Annotated in this window: 22 protein-coding genes; 9 read left to right on the top strand and 13 right to left on the bottom strand. The window is 50.4% G+C overall.

The annotated features are described in order from the left end of the window. The first annotated feature begins 4 nt into the window (after positions 1-4). Positions 5-829, top strand: coding sequence for a carbon-nitrogen hydrolase family protein (locus AC6R03_RS00300; RefSeq protein ID WP_500631212.1), 825 nt, complete (start codon positions 5-7; stop codon positions 827-829). A gap of 45 nt (positions 830-874) precedes the next feature. After that, positions 875-2,320, top strand: a complete 1,446-nt coding sequence (tldD, locus tag AC6R03_RS00295; protein ID WP_500631213.1) for a metalloprotease TldD — start codon at positions 875-877, stop codon at positions 2,318-2,320. A gap of 100 nt (positions 2,321-2,420) precedes the next feature. On the opposite strand, the gene arcA is transcribed toward tldD, so the two are convergent. Then, positions 2,421-3,641 carry an arginine deiminase gene (arcA, locus tag AC6R03_RS00290; protein ID WP_500631214.1) on the bottom strand — a complete coding sequence of 407 codons (1,221 nt, stop codon included), beginning with the start codon at positions 3,639-3,641 and terminating at the stop codon, positions 2,421-2,423. 554 nt (positions 3,642-4,195) lie between these two features. Between arcA and rraB the strand changes: the two genes are divergently transcribed. Both rraB and AC6R03_RS00280 read left to right on the top strand, forming a co-directional pair. Next, positions 4,196-4,612 (top strand): ribonuclease E inhibitor RraB, encoded by a 417-nt coding sequence (gene rraB, locus AC6R03_RS00285; RefSeq protein WP_334555051.1) that lies wholly within the window; start codon positions 4,196-4,198, stop codon positions 4,610-4,612. A 125-nt stretch (positions 4,613-4,737) separates the two neighbouring features. Next, complete coding sequence (locus tag AC6R03_RS00280; RefSeq protein ID WP_500631215.1) at positions 4,738-5,544, top strand: glycosyl hydrolase 2 galactose-binding domain-containing protein; 807 nt, start codon at positions 4,738-4,740, stop codon at positions 5,542-5,544. 60 nt (positions 5,545-5,604) lie between these two features. Here AC6R03_RS00280 and AC6R03_RS00275 read toward each other — a convergent pair whose 3' ends face one another. From AC6R03_RS00275 to argR, 5 genes are all read right to left on the bottom strand, one after another. Continuing rightward, a complete protein-coding gene (locus AC6R03_RS00275; RefSeq protein ID WP_334555053.1) occupies positions 5,605-5,997 on the bottom strand; it encodes a DUF2061 domain-containing protein in 393 nt (130 codons plus the stop codon). A 230-nt stretch (positions 5,998-6,227) separates the two neighbouring features. After that, a complete protein-coding gene (locus AC6R03_RS00270; protein ID WP_334555054.1) occupies positions 6,228-6,665 on the bottom strand; it encodes a universal stress protein in 438 nt (145 codons plus the stop codon). A gap of 74 nt (positions 6,666-6,739) precedes the next feature. Further along, positions 6,740-9,319: a TRAP transporter permease gene (locus AC6R03_RS00265; protein WP_500631216.1), complete on the bottom strand. Its 2,580-nt coding sequence runs from the start codon at positions 9,317-9,319 to the stop codon at positions 6,740-6,742. Between the two features lie 335 nt (positions 9,320-9,654). Next, positions 9,655-10,623 (bottom strand): TAXI family TRAP transporter solute-binding subunit, encoded by a 969-nt coding sequence (locus tag AC6R03_RS00260; protein ID WP_334555056.1) that lies wholly within the window; start codon positions 10,621-10,623, stop codon positions 9,655-9,657. A gap of 335 nt (positions 10,624-10,958) precedes the next feature. Further along, complete coding sequence (argR, locus tag AC6R03_RS00255) at positions 10,959-11,429, bottom strand: transcriptional regulator ArgR (RefSeq protein ID WP_334555057.1); 471 nt, start codon at positions 11,427-11,429, stop codon at positions 10,959-10,961. A gap of 331 nt (positions 11,430-11,760) precedes the next feature. Between argR and mdh the strand changes: the two genes are divergently transcribed. Continuing rightward, positions 11,761-12,693, top strand: a complete 933-nt coding sequence (mdh, locus tag AC6R03_RS00250) for a malate dehydrogenase (protein ID WP_334555058.1) — start codon at positions 11,761-11,763, stop codon at positions 12,691-12,693. A 116-nt stretch (positions 12,694-12,809) separates the two neighbouring features. Continuing rightward, complete coding sequence (locus AC6R03_RS00245; RefSeq protein WP_487901766.1) at positions 12,810-12,986, top strand: hypothetical protein; 177 nt, start codon at positions 12,810-12,812, stop codon at positions 12,984-12,986. 172 nt (positions 12,987-13,158) lie between these two features. Here the strand turns inward: AC6R03_RS00245 and AC6R03_RS00240 are convergent, their stop codons facing one another. The 5 genes from AC6R03_RS00240 to AC6R03_RS00220 all read right to left on the bottom strand — a co-directional run bounded on the left by AC6R03_RS00240 (position 13,159) and on the right by AC6R03_RS00220 (position 17,994). Next, positions 13,159-13,548, bottom strand: a complete 390-nt coding sequence (locus tag AC6R03_RS00240; RefSeq protein WP_500627084.1) for a RidA family protein — start codon at positions 13,546-13,548, stop codon at positions 13,159-13,161. Positions 13,549-13,748: 200 nt separating this feature from the next. Further along, complete coding sequence (gene pyrI, locus AC6R03_RS00235; RefSeq protein ID WP_500631217.1) at positions 13,749-14,210, bottom strand: aspartate carbamoyltransferase regulatory subunit; 462 nt, start codon at positions 14,208-14,210, stop codon at positions 13,749-13,751. A gap of 18 nt (positions 14,211-14,228) precedes the next feature. Then, on the bottom strand, positions 14,229-15,158 hold the full coding sequence (pyrB, locus tag AC6R03_RS00230) for an aspartate carbamoyltransferase (RefSeq protein ID WP_487901764.1): 930 nt from the start codon (positions 15,156-15,158) through the stop codon (positions 14,229-14,231). 289 nt (positions 15,159-15,447) lie between these two features. After that, positions 15,448-16,452, bottom strand: coding sequence for an ornithine carbamoyltransferase (locus tag AC6R03_RS00225; RefSeq protein ID WP_500631218.1), 1,005 nt, complete (start codon positions 16,450-16,452; stop codon positions 15,448-15,450). A 165-nt stretch (positions 16,453-16,617) separates the two neighbouring features. Next, positions 16,618-17,994 carry a PhoH family protein gene (locus AC6R03_RS00220; protein ID WP_487901762.1) on the bottom strand — a complete coding sequence of 459 codons (1,377 nt, stop codon included), beginning with the start codon at positions 17,992-17,994 and terminating at the stop codon, positions 16,618-16,620. A 663-nt stretch (positions 17,995-18,657) separates the two neighbouring features. Here AC6R03_RS00220 and rapA point away from each other — a divergent pair. Then, positions 18,658-21,567 carry an RNA polymerase-associated protein RapA gene (rapA, locus tag AC6R03_RS00215; RefSeq protein ID WP_500631219.1) on the top strand — a complete coding sequence of 970 codons (2,910 nt, stop codon included), beginning with the start codon at positions 18,658-18,660 and terminating at the stop codon, positions 21,565-21,567. 87 nt (positions 21,568-21,654) lie between these two features. Here the strand turns inward: rapA and AC6R03_RS00210 are convergent, their stop codons facing one another. Beyond that, the gene (locus AC6R03_RS00210; RefSeq protein ID WP_500631220.1) at positions 21,655-22,926 is read right to left on the bottom strand and encodes an NRAMP family divalent metal transporter; all 1,272 of its coding nucleotides are present in this window, start codon (positions 22,924-22,926) and stop codon (positions 21,655-21,657) included. A gap of 215 nt (positions 22,927-23,141) precedes the next feature. On the opposite strand from AC6R03_RS00210, the gene rluA reads away from it, so the two are divergent. Beyond that, a complete protein-coding gene (gene rluA, locus AC6R03_RS00205; RefSeq protein ID WP_500628523.1) occupies positions 23,142-23,879 on the top strand; it encodes a bifunctional tRNA pseudouridine(32) synthase/23S rRNA pseudouridine(746) synthase RluA in 738 nt (245 codons plus the stop codon). Between the two features lie 35 nt (positions 23,880-23,914). Then, positions 23,915-24,874, top strand: a complete 960-nt coding sequence (locus AC6R03_RS00200; protein ID WP_500631221.1) for a D-2-hydroxyacid dehydrogenase — start codon at positions 23,915-23,917, stop codon at positions 24,872-24,874. Between the two features lies 1 nt (position 24,875). On the opposite strand, the gene AC6R03_RS00195 is transcribed toward AC6R03_RS00200, so the two are convergent. Continuing rightward, entirely contained in the window at positions 24,876-25,589 is a 714-nt protein-coding gene (locus AC6R03_RS00195) for a substrate-binding periplasmic protein (RefSeq protein WP_500631244.1), read from the bottom strand. Between the last annotated feature and the right edge of the window lie 59 nt (positions 25,590-25,648).

Below are 25,648 nucleotides of genomic sequence, written 5' to 3'. Positions count from 1 at the left end.
ACTCATGGAACGAGTTGCACTGATTCAGATGACCTCAGGCCCGAATCCGCAAGACAACTTGGCCCACATCGCCAAGCAGGTTGAAGCGGTAGCGAAAGCGGGGGCGCAGCTTGTGGTTACCCCGGAAAACGCACTGGTGTTTGGTCAGCGAGCGGATTATCACAAGCATGCTGAACCTTTAGGTGATGGCCCGCTACAATCGGCGCTTGCCGCCATGGCGCAGCAGTGGGGCGTGTGGTTAGTCATCGGCAGTATGCCGATCCGCACGGCCAATGGCGTGACCACGACCTCTGTGGTGTTCGACCGCACCGGACGCCTTGTCGGCCACTACGATAAACTGCATATGTTCGATGTCGATGTTGCCGATGGTCACGGACGTTACCGCGAATCCGAAACCTTCACGCCCGGCGAGGAGATCGTCACACTCGACACGCCCTTTGGCCACCTTGGCTTATCCATCTGTTATGATGTGCGTTTTCCCCAGTTGTATAATGAGCTTGTCAGACGCGGCGCGACGCTGATTTTAGTCCCAGCGGCGTTTACTGCCGTGACAGGGCAAGCGCACTGGGAAGCGCTATTGAGAGCCAGAGCGATTGAAACCCAATCTTGGGTACTGGCGGTCAATCAGACGGGCACACATGACGGCGGCCGAGAAACCTGGGGCCATTCTATGGTCATCTCCCCTTGGGGCGAAGTGGTGGCGACGCTGGCGCGTGAGGTCGATAACCTTGTCGTCGAGATTGACATAAAACAGGTCGCAAGCTGTCGAAGCGCGATGCCCGTTGGGCAACATTCACGATTCGACAATCAATTCATTCCGGTTCGATAAGCGATGCCTGTCGACTCGTCAAACCATTAACGTTAAGAGCGAAGTATGACCATTAACCTTGTAGAAGATGCCTTGTTGAAACCAGCTGGGCTGAGCGAAAGTGACGTCGCACAGACGCTAGCGAGCATCGCGACTCGTCAAATTGACTACGCCGATATCTACTTCCAATCCAGTTGGCATGAGTCACTGGTTTTGGAAGACAGCATCATCAAAGATGGCTCATTTAACATCGATTGCGGTGTGGGTGTGCGAGCGGTCTCAGGCGAGAAAACCGGTTTTGCTTACTCCGACCAAATTCAGCTTGAGGGCTTGAAACAGAGCGCGGTCGCAGCGCGCGGTATCGCCAAGCAAGGGCAAAATGCTCAGGTACAAGCGTTCAAGCGCATTGACAACCAACACATCTATGCGGCGGTCAATCCGTTAGACAGTTGGGAGAAAGAGCAAAAGACGACGCTACTCAAACAGATCGATGCCTACATTCGTACCAAAGAGCCACTGATCAAAGAAGTGTCGGTGAGCCTGAGCGGTGTCCATGAGCAGATGCTTGTTGCGGCAACAGACGGCACCTACGCTGGTGATGTTCGTCCGTTGGTGCGCCTGTCAATCAGTGTACTCGCGCAGCGCGGCGAGCGCCGTGAACGTGGCAGTGCAGGCGGCGGTGGCCGATTTGGTTACGATTTCTTCTTAAGTGACAGCGATGGCGTGCAAGTGGCGTATCAATACGCAGATGAAGCGATTCGCATGGCGTTGGTCAACCTAGAGGCGGATGCCGCGCCTGCGGGTATGATGCCGGTGGTGCTGGGCTCGGGTTGGCCAGGAGTGCTGCTTCATGAAGCGGTCGGTCATGGCTTGGAAGGCGATTTCAACCGCAAAGAGTCATCGGTCTTTAGTGGCAAAGTGGGCGACAAAGTCACCTCGGATCTTTGTACTATTGTTGACGATGGCACGCTGAAAGATCTGCGTGGGTCACTCAACGTGGATGACGAAGGCGTGCATGGTCAATACAACACCTTAATCGAAAACGGCGTATTGAAAGGTTACATGCAAGATAAGCTCAACGCACGTTTGATGGGGGTAGCGCCGACCGGTAATGGTCGCCGTGAGTCTTATGCTCATCTACCTATGCCGCGCATGACCAATACTTACATGCTACCGGGTCAGCACACGCCTGAAGAGATTATCTCAACGGTGAAAAAAGGCCTTTACGCACCAAACTTCGGCGGTGGTCAGGTGGACATTACCTCGGGTAAATTTGTGTTCTCCGCATCGGAAGCGTACTTGATTGAAGACGGCAAGATCACGCGCCCAGTCAAAGGGGCGACGTTGATTGGCTCCGGCATTGAAGCGATGCAGCAAGTCTCCATGGTCGGTAACGATCTCAGTATCGACCGTGGCGTTGGCGTGTGTGGCAAAGCGGGGCAAAGTGTGCCGGTTGGCGTTGGTCAGCCGACGTTGAAGCTGGATGCGTTGACGGTTGGTGGGACGGAGTAGGATGAGTGCCTAGTTTCTAGATCCTAGTTCCTAGAGAGTGGTTGGGTGCCTAGTTTTGAGAGAAAATCTCTAAAACTAGGCACTTTTGTTTGGGGCGGATTTAAATGCCGTCACGCTCGATTGGGCAGCTCATGCAGCGCGCTCCGCCGCGGCCGCGGCCGAGTTCATTGCCGGGAATGGTTAACACTTCAATGCCCGCCTTGTCGTACTTCTCATTGGTGTAGACGTTGCGCTCGTAACCGATCACCACGCCTGGTTTCACCGTCAAGACGTTGTTGGCATCATTCCACTGCTCACGTTCGGCTTCATAGCTATCGCCGCCTGTGGTGATGATTTTCAGATAATCGAGCCCTAACGCTTGTTCAATGGCGTGAACGAAACTCGGTACTTTCTCGACCTGCATCTCGCCATCGTCTTTGGCATTTAAACGCCACGTCTCCAGATCTTTGCGCATGATCTCTGGATAGACAGAGAAGGTATCAACATCCATATGAGTCATGACGGTGTCGAGGTGCATACACGAACGATGTTTGGGAAGATCAATGGCGATCACTTCTTTGGCTTGGCCATGTTTAAACAAGGTCGCCGCTAGGTTCTCAACCCCTTGTGGTGTCGTGCGCTCAGACATGCCAATCAGCACCGCGCCTTTACCGATCACCAACACATCGCCGCCCTCAATATTGGCGTTGTCGTAATGAAGATCTTCATCACCGAAGTATTTAATGAAGTCCTGCCCCGCAAACACTGGATGCCAGCGGTAAATGGCACGCAGGTGGTTGGTTTCACGCTGACGGGCTGGCTTCATCATAGGGTTGAGTGAGACGCCGCCGTAAACCCAGCATGAGGTATCACGCGTAAAGAGGTGGTTGGGCAGGGGCTCAATGACGAAATCCAAAGGTCGATGCATGCTAGGCATCATAGAAGACGAACGAATCGGCAGCTCAGAATAGGCCAAGCCACCGAGCAATACGGTCGCGAGGTGCTCGTTGTCCATGTCGTTCAAGTAGTGGCGCAAATCTCTGGCGAAGATAGGACCAAAACGTAGGTCGGAGATTTGTGTATTGAGTAACCACTCTTTGGCTGGTGGGACGGCGAGCGTTTCAACCAGCAAGTCGTGCAGGAGTAAGACTTCCACACCTTGATCGCGAAGTGTCTGAGCGAATTTGTCATGCTCCTCGCCTGCGGCTTCAACCGCCAAGACATCGTCAAACAGCAGATCATGGCAGTTTGATGGCGTGAGGTGAGTCAGTGCTCGCTCTGGTCGGTTTAACAGGACTCGTCTTAATTGGCCAACTTCAGAGCCTACGTACAACTTACTCATTTTGCTTCCTTACACAGAATTCCAGAGCGTATTTATGGCAAGAATGTTATCAAGATGCAAGCGCACTTTGTAACCATTAATTCTGCAAATGTAATTATGTTCTATATATATGTCTTTAATGCTCGTTGTTTGCGGCTTTTATGTCTAATGAGTGAATTTGGAGAAATTCACATGATTGTGACTGACTATGCGTTTTCGGTGCTAGAGCGCAGCGGGAAGTTTGTTAGATTATACTGAATGGATATGCATCATTTAGTCAGTTTTTATGACTAAATATGAGGTTTAGGTTCGTTTTACTTGTCTCGGCGCTATTCAGATCCACCTCATAAACACGCATTGTGAATGATCTGACGTGATCGTCGCCCTCGACACAAAACACCAAAACAGCAAAATGATAAAAAAGTGTTAATAAGTTCGATGATCTGGCGTGAAAGCGCAGCAAACAGAGAAAGTACGGGATCAAAGTCGATTCTAGGTGGTATTATTAGCACAGCCGTGTCATAGTCCGGTGCGTTATTTTTTGATCAATGTTGTTACTATCTGGAGCACACTTTATGTCTCATGAAGATGAATATCTATCAGTTGAAGAGTTAATTGAAATTCAAAAAGAAGAGACTCGCGACATCATTCAAGCGTTACTCGAAGACGGCAGTGATCCAGATTCTTTATATGAGATTGAACACCACCTGTTTGCTGAAGATTTCGACACCCTAGAGAAAGCGGTAGTGGAAGCATTCAAAATGGGCTTTGAAGTATTAGAAGCGGAAGAGACCGAAGACGAAGACGGCAACAAACTGTTGTGCTGCGACGCCACCATGGAATCAGCACTAAACGCAGAAGCCATTGATGCGCAAGTAGAGAAGTTGGTTCACCTCGCTGAAAAATACGACATCATCTACGATGGATGGGGCACCTACTACGAAGGCGAAGACGCCTTGTACCCAGATGATGAAGAGGATGACGACGAGTAATTGAGAGTCGTCTCACGTTCACAGCGCTCAGCCTGTTTTCAATGCCAGTCTCAAGACTGGCATTGTTGTTTTTACGCTTTATAATCACTGACATTGATCTGGCTCAATAAATCATCGGCGTACCCATGCAGTTATCTCTTGCCGGCTTATGGCAACTTTCTCCTCTCACGGATCTCTCTATTCCTCAAGACGATCTTATGTTCCCGAATCCACTCAGCGCCGTGTTGCCAGACGACATGAGCGAGGAACAGATTGCTGAGCAAGAGTGGCATTTGATGCACGATATTGAGGTCGATGAGGCCATGCTAGCCTTCCCTGCGGTGGATTTGGTGATGTCGGGCATCGATTACCATGCTGAAGTCAGACTCAATGGTGTCGCGCTGTTTGATTGCGATGGGAGCCAAAGTGAGGTTCGAAAAGAGATCCGTCCCTATTTGCAAGCGGGACGAAATCGATTTGAGATACTGTTTTTAGAAGAAGATGAGCCGTTGATTGAAGAGGCCGAAGGCGAGGTTTGTCCGCTAGGGAGCGATAATCAACGTTTATCGGATCCGAGAATGGGCATTTGGCATGCGCCGTATTTGCAGTTTATTCGTCACGTACGTTTAGAACACGTGGCGACCGAGCAGATATGGCATCATGGCGGCGGCTGCGAATTGCTGGTCTCGCTGCATTATCACACCTACAACGCGGGGCTCGTCTCAGCGTCGGTGAAATTTAATGGCATGACCTATCACTTGCCGTTGGATGTGCGCGCGCAGTCGGTCAGTGCGCTGTTTCAAGTCGAAGCGCCTGTTTACTATGATGTGAACGATCCCAATCCAGCGCACCTATACGCATTGGAAGTGGGGCTCGATGGCCAGAAGCAACACTTTGAATTGGGGCTAAGTGAGTCATTGTGCGTGACGCATTTTCCAGTGCGCGGGGCGTAGGGGCTTCGTAACTCGAATTTGTTTCGATAGCAATAAGGGCCGCTGAGCGGCCCTTGTTCGTTATGCGTGTGCACCGTGGTGGCATTGCCAATTCGCGTCTTGGCGCTGCCACACTTTTTCGTGGAAGTAGTAGGCCACCGTGTTGATACTTGGCTCAATGGCCGCCATGATGCCGCCAATCAACCAGCTACCCGTCATCAAATACGCGACCGTAAACGCGACGCTAAAGTGCACGCTGGCGAAGCTAGTGGTTTTAATCCCAGTCGATTTGGCTAATTTACGAAGCGCTGGGTGTGTCTGCCAAGCCTTTTCATGGAAGTAGAAGGCGACGGTGTTAACCATAGGTTCAATCATCGCGATTAGACTGCCAATTAAAATATCACCGGTCAGTAGGTAGGCGACGCTAAACGCAATGGTAAAGTGCAAGGCTGCGAATGTCAGTGTCTTTTTCATGGTGAAGTCCAATGCTCTGTTGTGTCGATAGAGATATTATTGATAATTATTTTCATTAAAGAAAATTGGACAATTCGATAAATTCAATAGGTAAAAACTATTGAACAAGCCGTAGTGACTCAGGGCTGGGAGTTGAACAGGGAAAGAAGAAAGAATAAAGGGAAAGAAAAAGGGCGCTCTGTTGAGGGCCCTATTGATAAAAGGAGACGTTTCGCAACGCGGCGCGCCGGTTACGCGTTTGGCTTAACGACCATAACGTTAATCGGAGAGTTCTGTACGACTTTACTTGCCACAGAGCCTAGCACCACCTTATCAATTTTTGAACGCTTGTGGCTTGGCATGATGATGAGATCCGCCCCCAGCTTTTCAGCGTAGTCCAAAATGGTGCTGTAGGGTTTACCTTCTGCCACATGGGCTTTGTACACCACGTCTTCATCAATGTGTTGTGCCGCGAACTGCTTGAGCTGCGTTTCGACATCTTGCTTCATTTTCTTCGCCGCATCTTTGGGGAAGTAAGTGGCGACCATCGACATGTGAATGCCCGGAAGCACGTTCAGCAGGTGAATTTCTGCGTTCGAGTGTTTCGCATGCCAGACTGCCAGTTCGACGGCTCGGTCACAGAAGCCTTTGTCATTGAGGTCAACGGGAACAAGAATTTGTTTGTACATGTTTAGTTCTCTGATTGATACCCGCTAAAGTCCGCGCTCGTTAGAGAGCGCGGCTTTGCTTGGTATGAGTGTTATTAGGCGCCAAGCTGTTCCTTACGAGCTCGTTTTTTCTGGTTGAGACCCATGACGATCAAAATGAGCAGGGCAGGGACAAATACCCACTCCTTCATTGGACGATCGGCATCCTGGACTACCCATTGGATCTCCCAATCGAAGTCAATGCCCGCCGATTCCGCTGGGCTGCCAAACTCGACCATATCAACAATCATTTTGCCCGCGTCTTCGGTTAACATCAGACCCATAGAGGCAAGGCGATCGTTCGCTGATTTCGCGTTATCTTCGAAAGGCAAGCGCACCGTCTTCTCAACGATATCCCCTTCCAGGGTTTCCCCTGAGACTCGTAATTCGAGCGATTCTCCCACTTTTAGTGTTTCAGTAATTTGAGCCACCTCAACACCCGGTGAAAGAACTTTCGCTGGGTACAACATATCCCACCAGAAACCAGGGCGGAAGAAGGAGAAGGTCAGCACCAGTAGCAGTACCGTTTCCCACCATTTGTTCTTGGTGAACCACCAACCTTGTGTCGCGGCGGAGAATATCAACATCGCAATAATGGAGGAGATGATGGTTAAGGCGAGATGCCACCAGGTATCAATCCCCATCAACAGCAGTTGCGTGTTGAAGATGAACATAAACGGCAATATCGCGGTTCGAATATCGTAGGTAAAGCCTTGAATACCAGTACGGATAGGATCCGATTTGGCAATGGCTGCCGCTGCGAACGCCGCCAAACCGACCGGTGGCGTATCGTCGGCTAAGATGCCGAAGTAGAACACAAACAAGTGCACTGCGATGAGTGGGATGATCAAGCCGTGCTGCGCGCCCAAGGTAACGATAACGGGAGCCATCAGGGTAGAGACCACAATGTAGTTTGCCGTCGTCGGAAGACCCATGCCCAAGATCAAACTGATCAAGGCAGTAAACAGTAGCATCAAGATGATGTTACCGCCGGAGATGAACTCGACAAAGTCTGTCATGACGAGGCCAATACCGGTTAAGGTGACCACACCGACGACCGTACCCGCTGCCGCCGTGGCGACGCCGATACCAATCATGTTGCGCGCACCAGAGACGAGACTCTCAGCCAAATCGACGAAGCCTTCTTTTGCCGGCTGAAGCAGATTGCTCTGTTTCGCCATCAACGCCATTAATGGACGTTGGGTGATCAAGATAAAGATCATAAACACGGTCGCCCAGAACGCGGACAGACCTGGAGAGAAGCGCTCCACCGTCAAACACCACACTAGGACCACAATGGGTAGCAGGTAATGCAGGCCAGATTTCACCGTTGGGCCGGGATCGGGCACTTCGGTCAGTTCAGCATCAATCTCGATGGCGCCTTCGTGCGCGTACTTGGCGGAGATCTTAACCAAAGCCACGTAGGCGACCAGTAGGGCGACAGTGACAATCGGCGTCGCCGCAGCACCAAAGACATCTTTGGTCCAACCCACGCCGTAGTATACCAAGGCACTAATGATACATAGACCCAAAATGGTACCGGTAAACGACAGCAGGCTTTGAACTAAGGTCGGATTGTGACGACGAGGTAGACCTGTCATGCCCGCTTTACACGCTTCTAAGTGAACGATGTAAATCAGCGCAATGTAGGAGATCAGCGCCGGTAGCAGCGCTGCTTTGATCACTTCGACATAAGAGATCCCGACGTATTCCACCATCAAGAATGCCGCCGCACCCATGATAGGTGGCGTCAACTGACCATTGGTCGAGGCAGCCACTTCCACGGCCCCGGCTTTGGTGCCAGGGAAGCCAACACGTTTCATCAGTGGGATGGTAAAGGTCCCCGTGGTCACTACGTTGGCAATCGAAGAGCCCGATACCAGACCTGAGAGGCCAGAAGCGACAACGGCGGCTTTTGCTGGGCCACCACGCATGTGACCAAGTAGCGAGAAGGCCACTTTAATAAAGTAAGCGCCTGCCCCAGCGCGCTCAAGCATGGCGCCAAAGAGGACGAAAAGGAAAACAAACGAGGTCGAGACGCCCAGTGCCACACCAAATACGCCTTCGGTGGTGAGCCAAAGGTGGGACATGGCTTTATTGAGGCTCGCCCCTTTGTGAGCGATGACGTCTGGCATGTAAGGGCCGCCGAAGGTATAGAGTAAAAATACCGCGGCTACCGCCATCAATGGTGGCCCAAGTGCTCGGCGTGTCGCTTCAAGGAGCAAAATCATCCCAGTGACCGCGACCACAATATCTAAGGTGGTCGGTGCGCCAGAGCGACCCGCGAGCTCGGTGTAGAACAAGTAGATGTAGGCAGCAGAGAAGCTACCTGCCAGCGCCAATAACCAGTCCACCACGGGAATGGTATCGCGCGGAGAGTTTTTCATGGCCGGATAGGCAGTAAAGGCAAGAAAAACCGCAAACATGAGGTGAATGGAACGAGCTTCGGTGTCGTTCAGTACGCCAAAATTGAAAATAAACGGCAAAGGTGAGGCATACCAAAGTTGGAAGAGTGACCAACAAAGCGGCACAAACCATAAGATACGTCCGGCGATGCCACTAGGGGCACGCGCGCCAGTATCGGCTTGGGCAACCATTTCTTGCACATCAGGAGACGGAGTGGTTGTCTTCGACATGGTCTTTATCCTTGTTATAAATGATTCATTCGGTCACGACGTCAGTCGCAGTCAGAATCTTTATTGGCCTCTTTCAGTGTAGCGAAAAGAAGCCATATTGCTTTATTCCTGCCCACGCGCCGCCCAGCGTATTGGCATTGTGTGGGGAAGAGTGACCTTGATTGCATCGTCGACGTGCCATGCGCGGCGAGGTCTGCATTCTCAGTACCGTTGGGTTATTACTATAAAACGAAGAAGGGTTTCAAAAATGTGAAACCCTAAAAGAGACATTGGGAGCGGCCCTTATACGGGCGCTACAAACCCGAGCGCCATGTCCCGGGTTTGTACAAAGTGGCTTATTTCAGTAGGCCAACTTCTTTGTAGTATTTCTCTGCACCTGGGTGAAGAGGGATAGAAAGACCAGCTTTCACCATGTCTTCTTTCTTCAGGTTTGCAAACGCAGGGTGTAGGCGCTTGAAGGTATCGAAATCTTCAAATACCGCTTTCGCTACGTTGTACGCGACGTCGTCAGACACGTTGGCTGTGGTCACCATAGTCGCTGCCACACCAAAGCTGTTTACGTCGTTTTCAGTGCCGCGGTACATGCCGGCAGGTACTGTGCTGTATGCGTAGTAAGGGTTGTTTGCGACGATGGCATCGATTTTCTCGCCTGTTGCAGACACTAGCTTCGCGTCACATGATGTGGTCGCTTCTTTGATCGATCCATTTGGATGACCCACAACGTAAACGAACGCGTCAATTTTGTTGTCACACAGCGCTTGAGAACGCTCAGAGCCTTTCAGCTCAGAAGCCAATTTGAAGTCGTCGTTGGTCCAACCCATGGCTTCCATGACCACACCCATGGTTGCACGGTCGCCAGAACCCGGGTTACCGATGTTGACGCGCTTACCTTTTAGGTCAGACACGTTGTCGATGCCCGCATCGCTGCGTGCGATGATGTTGAATGGTTCAGTGTGTAGAGAGAACATAGCGCGTAAATCTTTGTACGGGCCTTGTTCAGCAAACTTACTTGTACCGTTGTAACCGTGATATTGCCAGTCAGACTGAACGATACCAAAATCCAGCTCACCAGCACGGATAGTGTTGACGTTGTAGATCGAACCACCGGTTGATTCTACAGAACAACGAATATTGTGTTCTTTACGGCCTTTGTTCACCAGTTTACAAATGGCGCCGCCCGTCGGGTAGTAAACACCCGTAACCGAACCTGTACCAATTGTGATGAACTCTTGTGCGTTAACGGCGCCAGCACCCATTACAGCAGCTGCAATCGCACCGACTTTAATAAGTTTGTTCAATGCCATGAATTTCCCTTCCTTATTCATTATTAGCCCCTTAGCAAGTGTAGTTGCTTTGGGCGTTTCCTCTTACTGGAAACGGCATCTTTTTCAATCCGTATGTTGAAAAAGTGGCTGAATAATACCAAAAAATTGGCACATAATTACACGTATGTTAACTAATGTAGCGATTTGGGCTGATTGTGAGGAGAATGTATAGGGATTGTTCTGTGATGATTTTTTCAGTAAATCAATTACTTACGGTTACTTTGTCGGGGTTGTTGGATTTTAATCAGGATGTGATGCAGATCACGCTGAATGAGCGTCAGCGCGATCATCAAAAGCGTCAATAATATGAAACGTTAGCCAGTGTACTCGAACAATTCGCACACCGATTTGAACAGTTGCTTGGTCGTGATGCTCAGCGTTGGGGTAATAAAAATGGTGTCATCACCGGCGACAACGCCCAAAATACCTTCTGCTTTGCCTAAAGAGTCCAATAAACGGGCAATCAGCTGCGCCGCGCCTGGGCCTGTGTGAATCACGACTAAGGCCTCATTGTGATCGATATCGAGCACTAACTCACGCAGTGAGCTTGAAACGGTAGGGACACCCAGTTCGGCGGGCAAGCAGTAGACCATCTCCATTTTGGCGTTGCGAGTACGCACTGCGCCAAACTTAGTCAGCATCCGTGAGACTTTTGATTGGTTGATGTTGTCAAACCCTTCATTTTTCAGTGCATCAACGATGTCACCTTGCGAGCCAAATCGCTCTTCTTTCAATAGGGCTTTGAACGCTCTCACTAAGCTATCTTGTTTTTCTGAATGGCGCATGTTTCTTCCACCAGTAGTGTCTATACAGGAAGTGAATATTCTCGCATAGCTATGCAGTTATAGCTATGGAAAAGCTGAAATTCTGTCTAGCGTATCACTGTAAACTGGCGAAAAACGCCAAGGACAAAAGAGGGCTTAACCCTTTGTCATACAAGGTAGAACAGGGGATAATGCGCGTGAAATTTGTAGCACGTTAATGGTGGATTGCGCAAGGTCGCAAAGCTGACGTTAATTGATTGTAATCAGGATGTGATTGGTTTAGCTTGGACACACCTGAGTACAGAATACCCTACAAGATACATATAAGAGATCCATCTCAAGGAGAACTACAATGAAAGTAGCTGTTATTGGTGCCGCTGGTGGCATCGGTCAAGCCCTAGCCCTTTTACTGAAAAACCGCCTTCCTGCAGGCTGCGATCTGGCTTTGTATGACATTGCGCCAGTGACGCCGGGTGTAGCTGCGGATCTAAGCCACATCCCAACGCCTGTGTCTATCAAAGGTTACGCCGGTGAAGATCCAACACCTGCACTTGAAGGTGCCGATGTTGTTCTTATTTCTGCAGGTGTGGCTCGTAAGCCAGGTATGGATCGCGCCGATTTGTTTAACGTCAACGCAGGTATCGTTAAGTCGTTGGCAGAAAAGATCGCGGTGGTCTGTCCGAAAGCCTTAGTGGGCATCATCACTAACCCAGTGAATACGACAGTGCCTATCGCAGCTGAAGTGCTTAAAAAAGCGGGCGTGTACGACAAGCGTCGTCTGTTTGGTGTAACGACATTGGACGTGATTCGCTCTGAAACCTTCGTAGCTGAATTGAAAGACAAAGATCCAGGTCAAGTGCGTGTACCGGTGATCGGTGGACACTCCGGCGTGACGATTCTTCCGCTACTGTCTCAAGTAGAAGGTGTGGAATTTAGCGCGGAAGAAGTGGCCGCTCTCACCAAACGCATTCAAAACGCAGGCACAGAAGTGGTTGAAGCGAAAGCGGGTGGCGGTAGCGCAACGCTCTCTATGGGCCAAGCTGCGTGTCGTTTCGGCCTTGCGTTGGTGAAAGCACTGCAAGGTGAAGAAGTCATCGAGTACGCGTACGTTGAAGGTGATGGTGAGCACGCCCCATTCTTTGCTCAACCAGTGAAACTGGGTAAAGAGGGTGTTGAAGAAGTGCTTAGCTACGGTGCGCTCAGTGCGTTTGAGAAAGACGCGCTTGACGGCATGCTAGAGACACTAAACGGTGATATCCAAACCGGTGTTGAGTTCGTGAAATAACGACCAACCACTCTGATTTGAGCGGCCTCCTTGTGAGGCCGTTTTTATTTGTCGCGTTTGACGGTGATCCTGACGATGGCACTTCTCGTAAACAGGCAAAAAAGAGGAGTCACCCAATGGACGTGTGTCAAGTTACAAAAGGTATGATGGTCGAATGCGCTGAGGGGCGAGGCGAAGTTTTGGTGGTCGACAGACAGACTAACATCGCCTTAATCCAAGATCCAAAGTCAGGCTTTCAGTTCGCGGCGCTGGTGAGTGAGCTTGCCAATGTGCGAGAGTCGTACGGCGAATGAATGACGCGCTTGGGGAAGGGCCCATCTTCTCCCTTACTTAATCTTGCTAATCAACCTCTCTTGCCGAGCAATACCTACGGACAATAAAAGCGAAAAAGCGAGCCGGGTTAGGCTCGCTTTTTGTTTAGAGTTCCTCAGGTTAGAGTCCCCTAAGGCAACCTGAACATTGCCGTTATTTGCGCACCGCAATCGCTTCGATTTCAATGCCGACATCTTTGGGTAGACGTGCCACTTCTACACAAGAGCGTGCAGGGTAGTTGGCGACGTTGTGCTCATCAAAAAACTGACCGTACACTTCGTTCACCGTACCAAAATCGTTCAAATCTTTGACAAACACCGTCATCTTCACGATATCTGAAACCGTCAAGCCTGATGCTTCTACCACGGCTTTGACGTTTTCTAGTGATTGGCGTGCTTGAGCGGCAATATCTTCTGCGACCTCACCGGTTGCAGGATTGACTGGGATTTGTCCAGAGGTCAGAACCATGTTGCCAAGGTCAACGCCTTGTACGTATGGGCCAATCGCTGCTGGTGCTGATTCTGTATGAAGTACTTTGGTCATGTCTCTCTTCCTGAATGAGTGTTTAGCTGATGAGATAGTAACGCTTACAGGGCCGAGTGCTCGACGAGTGAGGCGTTCGCTTAATAGAGCAGTGTGCCGTGAATCCCTTGATGGGTAAAGAAAAATGAAGAGTAAAAAAATGAAGGGTAAAGAAACATCCCCGCAGCGGCGGGGATGAAATGACTAAGCTTTGAGTGAGCTTAGCGCTCAGTGACCACTTCGCGTGAGAACACTTTCTCACAGTACTTACACTTAAGGCGAAACTCGTCTTTTTTCTCAATTACCGCGAAACTGCTTTCTACCGGTTCATTGTGGGTAATGCAGTTGCTGTTCGGGCAGGCAAACACATTGTTGACTTCACGTGGAAGCTCAAGAGCGAGCTTTTTCACTACGCGGTAATCTTCAATCTGATTGACGGTGGCATGAGGGGCGTACAGCGCCAGTTTGTTGGCTTGCTCTTCGCTGATAAAGACGTTTTCAATCTTGAGCAGATCTTTATGGCCCAGTGCGGAGGAAGGGAGGTTCAACCCAACGGTCACGCGTTGGTTTGACTCATCCATTGAAAATAGCTTCAGGACCTTGATGCCCATTTTCGCGGGAATGTGGTCAATCACGGTGCCGTTTTTGATGGCTTCAACTTGCAACTGTTTTTCTTTTGCCATGATGGGAGTCTCCTGCGATTAAAGGTCTGGATTAAGGACAAGGGCGAGTAGCGCTTCACGAGCGTAGACGCCATTTTCAGCTTGCTCGAAGTAGTACGCGTGGGGTGTTTTATCGACATCCACGGTGATCTCGTCGACGCGTGGCAGCGGGTGAAGCACTTTCAAGTTGTCACGTGCGCCTTCAAGCATCGCTGCCGTTAAGATGTAGGCCGATTTGATGTGGGCGTATTCAGACTCATCAAAGCGCTCTTTTTGCACGCGTGTCATGTACAGTACATCCAGCTCAGGGATGACACTTTCCATATCGGTATGAAGGCTAAATCGAATACCGGCTTCTTCGAGCTCTTCGCAGATGTAATCAGGCATCGCTAACGCTTCAGGTGCGATAAAGAAGAAGCGAACGTTATCAAATTTCGCCAGCGCTTGAGTCAGCGAGTGTACCGTGCGGCCATATTTAAGATCACCGACGAAGGCAACGTTGAGGTTGTCTAAACGGCCTTGGGTTTCGGCAATCGAGAAGAGATCGAGCAAGGTTTGCGTCGGGTGCTGGTTGGCACCATCGCCTGCATTGATCACAGGTACACCTTTAGAAAACTCTGACGCTAGACGCGCCGCGCCCTCTTGAGGGTGGCGCATCACAAACGCATCCACATAAGAGGAGATGACCTGCACGGAGTCAGCTAGGGTTTCGCCTTTTTTCGCCAGAGAGGTGTTGCCGCCATTGTCAAAGCCAATCACGTCGCCACCAATACGTTGAATCGCAGTCTCAAATGAGAGTCGAGTACGTGTCGAGGGTTCAAAGAAGCAGCTCGCGACCACTTTATTTTTGATTAAATCTGGGTTTGGCTCAGCTTTGAGTTGACCTGCGGTTTTGACAATCAATTCCAGCTCTTCACGTGAAAGCTCAGGAATGGAGATAATGTGCTTGTTGTAAAGCGAGTTTGTCATAATCATCTTCCCAGTTATATGCGTTAGGCATGAATAATATGCGTTAGGTATAAATAATAAGTGTTAGGCATAAAAAAGCCCCCCATAACGGGAGGCTTTACAAATCAATGAAGATAGAGAAACGTCGCATCAATAAGCCAGTTTGCTTATGTGCAGTAACACGCTTTGTAACACACCAACGACGTGACATATTTCACTATCTCCAGACAAATTGCCGAGCATTATACGCCGAACTTTGCGCAGAGCAAGCGATTGCATCGCGGTTTTTTGTGTCGATCTGTGTTCGATATTAACTGCCCAGTGTGGCGACCATCACAGCCTTAATGGTGTGCATTCGGTTTTCTGCCTCATCGAAGACGATCGAGTGCTCAGATTCAAACACTTCCTCGGTCACTTCGAGGCCGTTCATGCCATATTTCTCGGCTACTTGTTTGCCAATGGTGGTTTCATCGTTGTGAAAAGCGGGCAGGCAGTGCATGAATTTGACGTGCGGGTTGCCGGTCTTTTCAAGCGTTGCCGCATTGACTTGATACGGGGTCATTTTGGCCACGCGTTCATCCCACGCTTCAGGCGCTTCACCCATCGACACCCAAACGTCGGTGTAAAGGAAATCACAACCTTCCACGCCTTGCGCCACATCTTCGGTCAATGTGATGCTTGCCCCTGTTTGCGCAGCGATGGTTTGACAAGTGTCCACCAACTCAGCCTCGGGCCAAAAATCTTTCGGTGCGACTAGGCGAATGTCCATGCCCATTTTGGCAGCGCCAACCATCAAAGAGTTGCCCATGTTGTTGCGTGCATCACCGAGGTAAGCAAAGCGCATTTGGTGCAACTGTTTACCTCGTCCATGTTCGAGCATGGTAAGGAAGTCGGCCAAAATTTGCGTCGGGTGAAACTCATCGGTCAAACCATTCCAAACCGGTACGCCTGCGTATTGACCCAGCTCTTCGACGATCGCTTGACCAAAACCGCGATATTCAATGCCATCGTACATGCGACCCAGTACGCGCGCGGTGTCTTTCATCGACTCTTTATGGCCAATCTGTGAACCCGATGGGCCGATGTAAGAGACTTGCGCGCCTTGATCAAATGCGGCGACTTCAAACGCGCAGCGAGTTCGTGTCGATGACTTTTCAAAGATAAGGGCAATGTTTTTACCCACGAGCTTCTTTTGCTCCGTTCCGGCATATTTCGCTTTCTTTAAATCCGCAGAAAGGTCGAGCAAAAATTGGATCTCTTTGGGGGTAAAATCAAGCAGCTTGAGAAAGTTACGATTACGAAGATTAAAAGCCATATACCAGTCCTTGAATCGGTATTCATTATTTGCCAATAGTTAAACATACCTGACGGCTGTTTGTGAATAATTATTTTAAAAATAAAGCGGGATATAGATAATATCCCGCTTTTTGTGACTATTAATGCTTAATGTGGTTGTGGGTGACAGGACTGCTTAGCGAGGTTACAAGTTCTCTTCCGCAAATTCTGCCAAGCGACTGCGCACCACTCCGTTGAGGTGAATATTGGCGCTGCCTTCAAAGTTTTTAAATCGCTCGACCATGTAGGTGAGCCCCGAGGTCACCGGCGTGAGGTAGTGGGAGTCAATCTGCGCTAAGTTACCGGAGCAGACAATTTTCGTCCCTTCGCCACAACGGGTGATGATGGTTTTGATTTGAGACGCCGTGAGGTTTTGGCACTCATCCAGCAGCACGAACGCATTCTGAATGGAGCGCCCGCGCATAAAGTTGATCGACTTGAACTGGATGTTGGCTTTGTCGCAAATGTACTTGAGCGATCCCTCCGTACAGTGATCATGCTTGTGCAGCGCTTCCAAGGTATCGGTGACCGCCGCGAGCCAAGGCATCATCTTCTCTTCTTCGCTGCCGGGCAAGAAGCCGATTGACTCGCCAATATCGGGCGTGTTTCGGGTGACGATGATTTTATCAAACATGCCTTTTTCGATGGTCTGCTCAAGCGCACTGGCCAGCGCCAACAAGGTTTTCCCGCTGCCCGCAGAACCCGTCAGTATGACCAAATCGATATTGGGATCGAGCAGCGCATCAAGGGCCATGCCTTGGTAAATGTTTTTTGGAGTGATGTCCCACGCTTTACGGTGCATCAATCGCTCCCGGCTGAGATCCTTAATGGTGATCTTGTCGCTGGTGATGTCCTCGACTCGACCGGCAAAGTCGCTCGAATCGTCCAAGACATATTGATTAATGTAAGTGGGTTCAAACGGCTCGCGCGGCAATGTGTGGTAAGTGCGGCCGTGAATGGTTTGGCTGTCGACTTCATCGACCTTGCTCCAAAACTCCCCTTCGATCTGTTGGTAACCTTTGGTGAGGTATTGGACATCGTCGATCAGTTGGTCGGTGCGATAGTCCTCAACAAAACGTACTCCCGCCCCTTTGGCGCGTAAACGCATGTTGATGTCTTTGGTAATGAGGATCACTTCTCGCGGCGCACGCTTGTTTTGTAAGTAGAGCACGGCGTTGAGAATGCGGTTGTCACCGGCTTTGTCTGCGAAGGCTTTGACGGTTTCTTGCAGTTCGAAATCTGCCAAAATGGCGATGTGACCGGTGCTTTCTTTATCGCGGTTGATGGGGATGCCTTCTGATATTTCATCGGGCGTGGCGTCTTTAAACAGTGCTTCGAGCGCGCGAATGGCGACGCGGGCGTCGCGAGCCACATCGCGTTTGCTGTCTTTGATTTTATCGAGCTCCTCGAGGACCGTCATCGGTATGACGACATCGTGCTCTTGGAATGAGTAGATTGCGTGAGGTTCATGAAGAAGGATGTTGGTGTCTAAAACGAAGAGTTTCCGTTCCGTATCACCCATAAGCGTCTCCTTGCCGCAGCGCGGCTTGCTTACCTGTCATACGCAGCACGGCGTGTGCGCCATGTCAGGTGTATCCTCATTGTGTGAGGTAACTTGCAGTCATTTTGCAGTGACACCTTCAGTGAGCAGGAAGCTGACATGGCTTAGGCGTTGCCCTGTCCATTCAACATGCCGCCTAACAAGGCGTCGCTACAAACCCGAGTGGATCATCAACGTAGTGAGTCAGCGTTTTTCGTGCTGACCGTTTGGTTCACTGTACCGCTCTCTCGATGGATTGCATTTCTTGTGCCGTGTTAGGGGTAAAGCCAAGAAATTGCCAAGGTACTAACCCATTGTCAGAGATGCGCCTGCCCTTAAAGTATAAGTCAGTTTCCATCTCTTCCACTTTAGAAATGCCACTTCTTTTTTACACTTTGATGTCAGCCAGAGAGTGGCAAAAAATTTGTTGAGAATTGAGGTGTTTGTGCGTGACCAATATCACAGCTTCGAGTACCATTAGCGACCTTTTTTATGTGTGGCTGGAAAAGGCTTGAGTCCTGTTCTAGCGGCGCATTGGGGGCAGATCTTGATTGTTGGTTGGGATGATGAGAATCATTGTCTACACTATCATCAATAAGCCGTACCCCGACTCACAACAGACCGATTGAAAGAGGTAGTCGATAGATGACATTTGCTTTGGGCCAGCGTTGGATCAGCGATACAGAGAGCGATTTAGGTTTAGGTACTGTAGTCGCACTGGATGCTAGAACGGTCACATTGATGTTTGCCGCATCCGAAGAGAATCGCGTGTACGCGCGCAATGATGCGCCGGTGACTCGTGTGACGTTTAACCCAGGGGATGTTGTGGATAGCCAACAAGGGTGGTCATTGCGCATTGAGCAAGTGGTTGAGGAGCAGTCGCTGCTGACCTACATCGGTACGCGTGAAGACAACGGCGATAAAGACGTCGAGCTGCGTGAAATCATGCTCAGCAACCAGATTCGTTTTAATAAACCTCAAGATAAGCTGTTTGCCGGTCAAATCGATCGTATGGACAACTTTGTGCTCCGTTATCGTGCACTGATGAACCAATATGAGCAGCACAAGAGCCCAATGCGCGGCTTATGTGGTATGCGTGCAGGCTTGATCCCTCATCAGCTTTACATCGCCCATGAAGTGGGGCGTCGTCACGCGCCGCGCGTGTTGTTGGCCGATGAAGTGGGCCTAGGTAAAACCATTGAAGCGGGCATGATCATCCACCAGCAAGTGCTGGCGGGTCGAGCGGAACGCATTTTGATCGTGGTGCCAGAAACGCTTCAGCATCAATGGTTGGTGGAGATGATGCGTCGATTCAATCTGCATTTCTCTATCTTTGATGAAGAGCGTTGCATTGAAGCGTTCGCGGAAGCCGATAATCCATTCGATACCCAGCAATATGTGCTGTGCTCACTCGATTTTCTACGCAAGAGCCGCAAGCGCTTCGAGCAAGCGCTTGACGCCGATTGGGATCTCTTAGTGGTCGATGAAGCGCACCATTTAGAGTGGAGCCCAGAGCAGCCGAGCCGTGAATATCAGGTGATTGAAGGCTTGGCTGCGCGTACACCTGGTGTACTCCTGCTCACCGCGACACCTGAACAGCTAGGTCGTGAAAGCCATTTTGCACGCTTGAGATTGCTCGACTCGGATCGCTTCTTTGACTATGAAGAGTTTGTCAAAGAAGAGCAGCAATACGCCCCGGTGGCCGATTCGGTCAGCGCTCTGTTCTCTGGCGAATCCTTGGCGGATGAGGCGAAAAACCAGATCACCGAGCTCTTATCTGAACAAGATGTTGAGCCACTGTTTCGTATTATCGAGAGCAACAGTGACGACCAGGCGATTGCCGCTGCACGTCAAGAGTTGATTGATAATTTGATGGATCGTCATGGTACGGGGCGCGTGCTGTTTCGTAACACGCGTGCAGCGATCAAAGGCTTCCCAGTGCGTAATGTGCATTTGGTGCCGATGCCGATTCCGAGCCAATACACCACGGCGATGCGTGTCTCTGGCATGATTGGCGGCAAGATGAGCCCAGAAGCGCGTGCGCTGAAAAATCTCTACCCTGAAGAGCTGTTCCAAGAGTTTGAAGGTGACGAATCGAGCTGGTGGCAGTTTGATAGTCGCGTTGATTGGTTACTTGAGAAGATCACGCAAAAACGCAGTGAAAAGGTGTTGGTGATCGCCTCTCGCGCCAGTACGGCGTTGCAATTGGAACAAGCGCTGCGCGAGCGTGAAGGCATCCGTGCCACGGTATTCCATGAAGGTATGTCGATTTTAGAACGCGACAAAGCGGCGGCGTACTTTGCCCAAGAAGAGGGAGGCGCACAGGTTCTCATCTGTAGCGAAATTGGCTCTGAAGGGCGCAACTTCCAGTTTGCGAACCAACTGGTGATGTTTGATCTGCCGTTCAACCCAGACTTACTTGAGCAACGCATCGGTCGCTTAGACCGAATTGGTCAGCAGCGCGATATCGATATTCATGTCCCCTACCTTGAAGGCACCTCGCAAGCGATTTTGGCGCGTTGGTTTAATGAAGGTTTGAATGCGTTTGCCCAAACCTGCCCAACCGGTCGCATGGTGTACGACAAGGTGTCGGATGCGCTGATTACTATGCTGGCCAGTGGAGATACCAGTGAGTTGGATGATGTGATTGCTCAATCTGCGGCAATGAACAAAGCGCTCAAAGCGGAGCTGGAGCAAGGGCGTGACCGTCTGCTTGAAATGCACTCGCACGGCGGTGAGAAAGCGCAAGCGATTGTCGATACGATTGCCGCGACCGATGGCGATACGAATCTTGTCACGTTCGCCTTGAGCCTGTTTGATACCATTGGTCTTAACCAAGACGACAAAGGCGAAAATGCGCTCGTGGTCACCCCTTCTGAGCACATGATGGTGCCCAGTTACCCAGGACTGCCATACGAAGGCGCAACTATCACCTTTGACCGTGATACGGCGCTGTCTCGTGAGGACATGCACTTTATCAGCTGGGAACACCCGATGATTCAAGGCGGTATTGATCTGCTGATGAGTGAGGGCGTGGGGACCAGTGCGGTGTCACTGCTGAAAAACAAGGCTCTGCCCGTAGGGACGCTGCTGCTTGAACTGATCTACAAAGTGGATGCGCAAGCGCCCAAACGTACTGGCATCAGCCGTTTCTTACCGACCACGCCGATTCGCATCATGCTTGATGGCAAAGGCAATGATTTATCGGCGCAAGTGGAGTTTGACAGTTTCAACCGTCAGCTCAGCCCGGTCGGCCGCCATATTGCGGCTAAACTGGTCTCTTCGGTACAGGCGCAGGTGCATCAGCTGATTGCCGCAGGTGACAAGCTGGTGGTCGAAAAAGTGGAAGCCGTACGCGAGCAAGCGCAAAAAGAGATGCAATCGAGTCTAAATGGCGAGCTTGAGCGTTTGCAGGCCCTGAAAGCGGTGAACCCGAACATTCGTGATGAAGAGATTGAAGCGATTGATGAGCAGATTACCGCGCTGACCGGTTACATCCGCCAAGCGCAATACCAACTCGACTCACTGCGTATGATTGTCGTCGCGCACAACTAAGTGATCGCAACGCGAGTAACGTATTAGTACAAGGCCCTCAACGTTGAGGGCCTTTTTGATCGTTAATAAAGATGACGAAACCGATGACTAAAGAAGCCATTTCCACCAAATAAAGACCGCCAAAAAGCCGAACAGATAAATCAGACCGGCGATGGAGAGCCACTTTAGCGAGGATGTCATTGCGAGCGGCTTAGGCAGATCGGTTTTGGTCACCAAAATGTAGTTGAGTAAACCGAAAAATGGAGTCGTAACAAAGGCAAGGATCATCGCAAAATTGAGCATTGGCAGTAGCGCTTTGGCCCAAAACAAGATGATGGCAAGGGCTGCTGCAGAGATGATCACCATCCAAGTCAGCGTCACGCCGTTTTTCATTTCTGGTTGCTTTTGCACTAAACGTTGAGATTCAGACAACACACGCGCATAACCGTCAATCACGGTGATCGTACTACCAAAAATACAGAAGAACGCAATCACAGCAATCAAGTAGCGAGACCACTCACCAATGGTCGATGCATAGAGCCCTACCAGTTGATGCGAGAAGCCGACGCCAGAGCTTGAAAGCTCAACGCCTGTCCCATGCAGCACCAAAGCGCCTAAGGAAAGAAAGACAATCGCCAGCAGCGCAGTCCCTATGTAGCCCACGTTGAAATCAAACAGCGCAGAGCGCGGCGTCACCGTTTGCTGCTTACACTGACTTTTTAGCCACATTGAGGTGATACTGGAAATTTCAATCGGTGCAGGCATCCAACCCATGGTCACAACGAGAAATCCGATTGCGGCTAATGTCCAAGGCGAGGGGGATTCGAAGCCCACGACGGGCTCGGCAGGTTTACCCAATGCGATGCACACCGCGAGCAGTGTGGCAATGGTTAGAACCGCCATGATGGTTTTCGATAACGCATCCAACGCCTTGTATTGGCCTGCAAATAAAATCGCTAAACAGGTGCTCAGTATAAGGATGCTGAGCACGGGCATCGAGAGATCAAAGGGGACGAAATAGGCGAGCAAGCTAGCGCTAAACATCAGTAGTGCAGCGGTGTTGACCACAGCGGAGACCGCACTTAAGCCGGCAAACAGCCACAAGTATGGTTTGCCAAGTTTTGAGTAGCCTTCGACTAAACTGGTGCCGGTGCCCATAGTGTATTGCACACCGGCGCGAAAAAACGGGTATTTGAATACGTTGACGAGCAAAATGAGCGCCGCCAACTGCCAGCCATAAATGGCACCCGCTTTGGTGGAGGCGACTAAGTGAGAGCCACCGACAGCAGCGGCGGCCATCATAATTCCTGGGCCTAATGAGCGAATAAGGTGGGCTAACGAGAAACGCGCCTTCGGGGGCGCTGAAGTGATACTTTCCATACTACTGCCTATGGGTGAAATGTTGTGTTTTATTGTATTTATTACCTGTCAAGGTCATTAAGGAATAACACATTTGCTTTGTCTGTCATAGATTTTTTACACTTTGAGTGAAACTTTCTTTTCAAGCGTGAATAATCGACAAAAATGCCAGACTGGTGCCCTTGCGAGTGGCTTCGGGTATACTTCGCCCGAATTCATAGTAGTTGAGAGTGTTTATGGCCATGCTGGAGTACAACCCACCAAGGGAGCCTTGGGTGGAGGTTGTTTTTGAAGATGAACATATCCTTGCGGTCAATAAGCCGTCAGGGCTGCTGTCTGTACCTGGCCGCGATCCTGCTCATCGCGACAGCATGTGGTCACGACTGCAAGAGACGCACCCGGATATTCAAGTGGTGCATCGCTTAGATATGTCCACTTCCGGCCTAATGGTATTAGCAAAAAACAAACTCGCAGAAAGTGCGTTAAAGAAGCAGTTTCAGTTTCGTCTCACACACAAAGTCTACTATGCACGAGTATGGGGAGAGGTGAGTGAGCAAGAGGGCGTCATTGATCTGCCGCTGATTTGTGACTGGCCAAATCGCCCGCGGCAAAAAGTGTGTTTAGAGACAGGTAAACCGTCAAAAACCTTATACCAAGTGGCGAAACGAGAAGAGAAAACCACCATCGTGCGCTTGTTGCCGGTGACGGGGCGCTCTCATCAACTGCGCGTTCATATGCAAGCGCTCGGCCACCCGATTGTCGGTGATGAGTTCTACTCCAGCGGTGAGGCGCTGCTCTGTTCGGATCGCTTAGCCCTTCACGCGGCAGAGTTGAGCTTTTATCATCCACGCAGTCATTGGCTGAAAAGTATTTTTGTTCCTTGTGACTTCTATCCCGAGGCACAAGAGATGCTGTTTGATTATTTCGATCCTGTGCGAAAATTACCCGACTATAAAACACTGCCCAAACCATAATCGGTTACACAGAGTGGGCAGTTGAAGGAGACCTTATGCTGCCCAACCTTGTTTTTCTCGACAGAGCCACCATTCCAAGTCAAATCACCTTGCCAGCTCCTCGCCATCCGCACGTTTGGCAAGCTTACGACTTCACCGCACCAGAACAAGTGGTCGAGCGCCTGCAAGGCGCCACTGTCGCGATCACCAATAAGGTGCTACTCGATGAAGCGGTGCTTGCGCAGCTTCCATCACTCAAACTCATCGCCGTCTCGGCGACAGGATACAATAACCTTGATATTGAAGCGTGTCGCCGCTTGGGCATTGCTGTGACCAACGTTCAAGGTTACGCCACCCAATCGGTACCTGAGCACGTGCTGGGTATGATCTTTAGCTTGAGTCGTCGCCTCAGTGCCTACCATCACGACATTGCCCAAGGGGAGTGGCAGCGCAACAAGCAGTTCTGCTTTTTTACCCACCCGATAAGGGATGTAGCGGGGACAACCCTTGCGATTGTGGGCGGCGGGGCATTAGGACGGGCCACCGCGCAACTGGCCAGTGCGGTCGGTATGCACGTGATCTTTGCTGAGCGTAAGGGGGAACATCAGTGCCGTGAGGGTTATGTCCCGTTTGAGGCGGCGCTTTCTCAAGCGGATGTGGTGAGTTTGCACTGTCCACTGAGTGATGAGACCTTTCACCTCATCGGTGAGCCAGAGCTGGGCTTGATGAAATCGAGCGCGATATTGATCAATACTGGGCGAGGGGGATTGGTTGATGAACAGGCATTGGTGTCGGCGTTGACGTCTGGTCAGATAGGGGCGGCGGGGGTCGATGTGTTCACGAGTGAGCCAGCCGATGAGAGTAACCCTTTGTTGGCGAATATTTCGCTCCCAAACCTGCTGCTTACACCACACGTTGCTTGGGGTAGCGACTCCGCGATTCAGAAACTCGCCGACATTCTTATTGATAACATCGACGCATTTCTTGACGGTCGAGAGCAAAATCGCGTGGTGTGATTTACTCGCTGCTGCTGGCCTTTAATTGACTCAAGCCTTGATTGAATACACGCAGCAGCTTTTCTCCATCGGGGTGCGCTTTGGAGAACATCAAATAATTACTATTAGTCAAAAATGGCTTAGGGTGAAAACTGATCAGAGCCTGGGTTTCATAGGGGAGTTTGTTGAGCGTAAATAGACCGATGTGTTTCTCTTCTGGCACGAGCTCAACCCGGCGATATTTGAGAAATTGAAACGCTTTGGTAGGGTCGGCGACCCTATGTATGGTGACATGCCCATCCTCGATCAGTGCATCCAGTTCTTCACCATAGCTGTAGCCCAGCCCACCGCCAAGGTGTTTACCCTCTAAATCTTCTAAACGCTGCCAAGAAAAGTCATCGCTTTTACGATGAAAGAAAACAAATTCCTCTTGTGCCACTGGTTCGCTGAAGTAAAAATGCTCGGTTCTCTCTTGGGCAAACATCCAGATAGCGGTGGCGACAAATTCGCCTTCACTCGCTTCTTTGTAGGCCCGTTTCCAAGGAAAGAAGTGGAATTCGACTTGATAGCCTTGTGTCGCAAACGCCTGCTCAATGGTCTTTCCGACAAAACCGAATTCTTCTAACTCTTGGCCGATAAAAGGTGGCCACTCACCTGCGGCAATTTTGACAATCTTATTGTCTTCATCATTATTCAATTCACCATTATTGGTTTCTGCCGTGGCGTCGACACTCACGGCGAACCACAATGCGAACAGGGCACTAGAAAGGGATACTGCGAGCGCGCGCACAAGTC

It is taken from the genome of Vibrio sp. R10-SG-ISO4 (assembly GCF_059834135.1).
This window is presented reverse-complemented; position numbering and strand designations above follow the sequence as displayed.

Coding starts and splice junctions, on each gene's coding strand:
- AC6R03_RS00300 (WP_500631212.1), top strand. CDS start 5: ATGGAACGAGTTGCACTGATTCAGATGACCTCAGGCCCGAATCCGCAA.
- tldD (WP_500631213.1), top strand. CDS start 875: ATGACCATTAACCTTGTAGAAGATGCCTTGTTGAAACCAGCTGGGCTG.
- arcA (WP_500631214.1), bottom strand. CDS start 3,641: ATGAGTAAGTTGTACGTAGGCTCTGAAGTTGGCCAATTAAGACGAGTC.
- rraB (WP_334555051.1), top strand. CDS start 4,196: ATGTCTCATGAAGATGAATATCTATCAGTTGAAGAGTTAATTGAAATT.
- AC6R03_RS00280 (WP_500631215.1), top strand. CDS start 4,738: ATGCAGTTATCTCTTGCCGGCTTATGGCAACTTTCTCCTCTCACGGAT.
- AC6R03_RS00275 (WP_334555053.1), bottom strand. CDS start 5,997: ATGAAAAAGACACTGACATTCGCAGCCTTGCACTTTACCATTGCGTTT.
- AC6R03_RS00270 (WP_334555054.1), bottom strand. CDS start 6,665: ATGTACAAACAAATTCTTGTTCCCGTTGACCTCAATGACAAAGGCTTC.
- AC6R03_RS00265 (WP_500631216.1), bottom strand. CDS start 9,319: ATGTCGAAGACAACCACTCCGTCTCCTGATGTGCAAGAAATGGTTGCC.
- AC6R03_RS00260 (WP_334555056.1), bottom strand. CDS start 10,623: ATGGCATTGAACAAACTTATTAAAGTCGGTGCGATTGCAGCTGCTGTA.
- argR (WP_334555057.1), bottom strand. CDS start 11,429: ATGCGCCATTCAGAAAAACAAGATAGCTTAGTGAGAGCGTTCAAAGCC.
- mdh (WP_334555058.1), top strand. CDS start 11,761: ATGAAAGTAGCTGTTATTGGTGCCGCTGGTGGCATCGGTCAAGCCCTA.
- AC6R03_RS00245 (WP_487901766.1), top strand. CDS start 12,810: ATGGACGTGTGTCAAGTTACAAAAGGTATGATGGTCGAATGCGCTGAG.
- AC6R03_RS00240 (WP_500627084.1), bottom strand. CDS start 13,548: ATGACCAAAGTACTTCATACAGAATCAGCACCAGCAGCGATTGGCCCA.
- pyrI (WP_500631217.1), bottom strand. CDS start 14,210: ATGGCAAAAGAAAAACAGTTGCAAGTTGAAGCCATCAAAAACGGCACC.
- pyrB (WP_487901764.1), bottom strand. CDS start 15,158: ATGACAAACTCGCTTTACAACAAGCACATTATCTCCATTCCTGAGCTT.
- AC6R03_RS00225 (WP_500631218.1), bottom strand. CDS start 16,452: ATGGCTTTTAATCTTCGTAATCGTAACTTTCTCAAGCTGCTTGATTTT.
- AC6R03_RS00220 (WP_487901762.1), bottom strand. CDS start 17,994: ATGGGTGATACGGAACGGAAACTCTTCGTTTTAGACACCAACATCCTT.
- rapA (WP_500631219.1), top strand. CDS start 18,658: ATGACATTTGCTTTGGGCCAGCGTTGGATCAGCGATACAGAGAGCGAT.
- AC6R03_RS00210 (WP_500631220.1), bottom strand. CDS start 22,926: ATGGAAAGTATCACTTCAGCGCCCCCGAAGGCGCGTTTCTCGTTAGCC.
- rluA (WP_500628523.1), top strand. CDS start 23,142: ATGGCCATGCTGGAGTACAACCCACCAAGGGAGCCTTGGGTGGAGGTT.
- AC6R03_RS00200 (WP_500631221.1), top strand. CDS start 23,915: ATGCTGCCCAACCTTGTTTTTCTCGACAGAGCCACCATTCCAAGTCAA.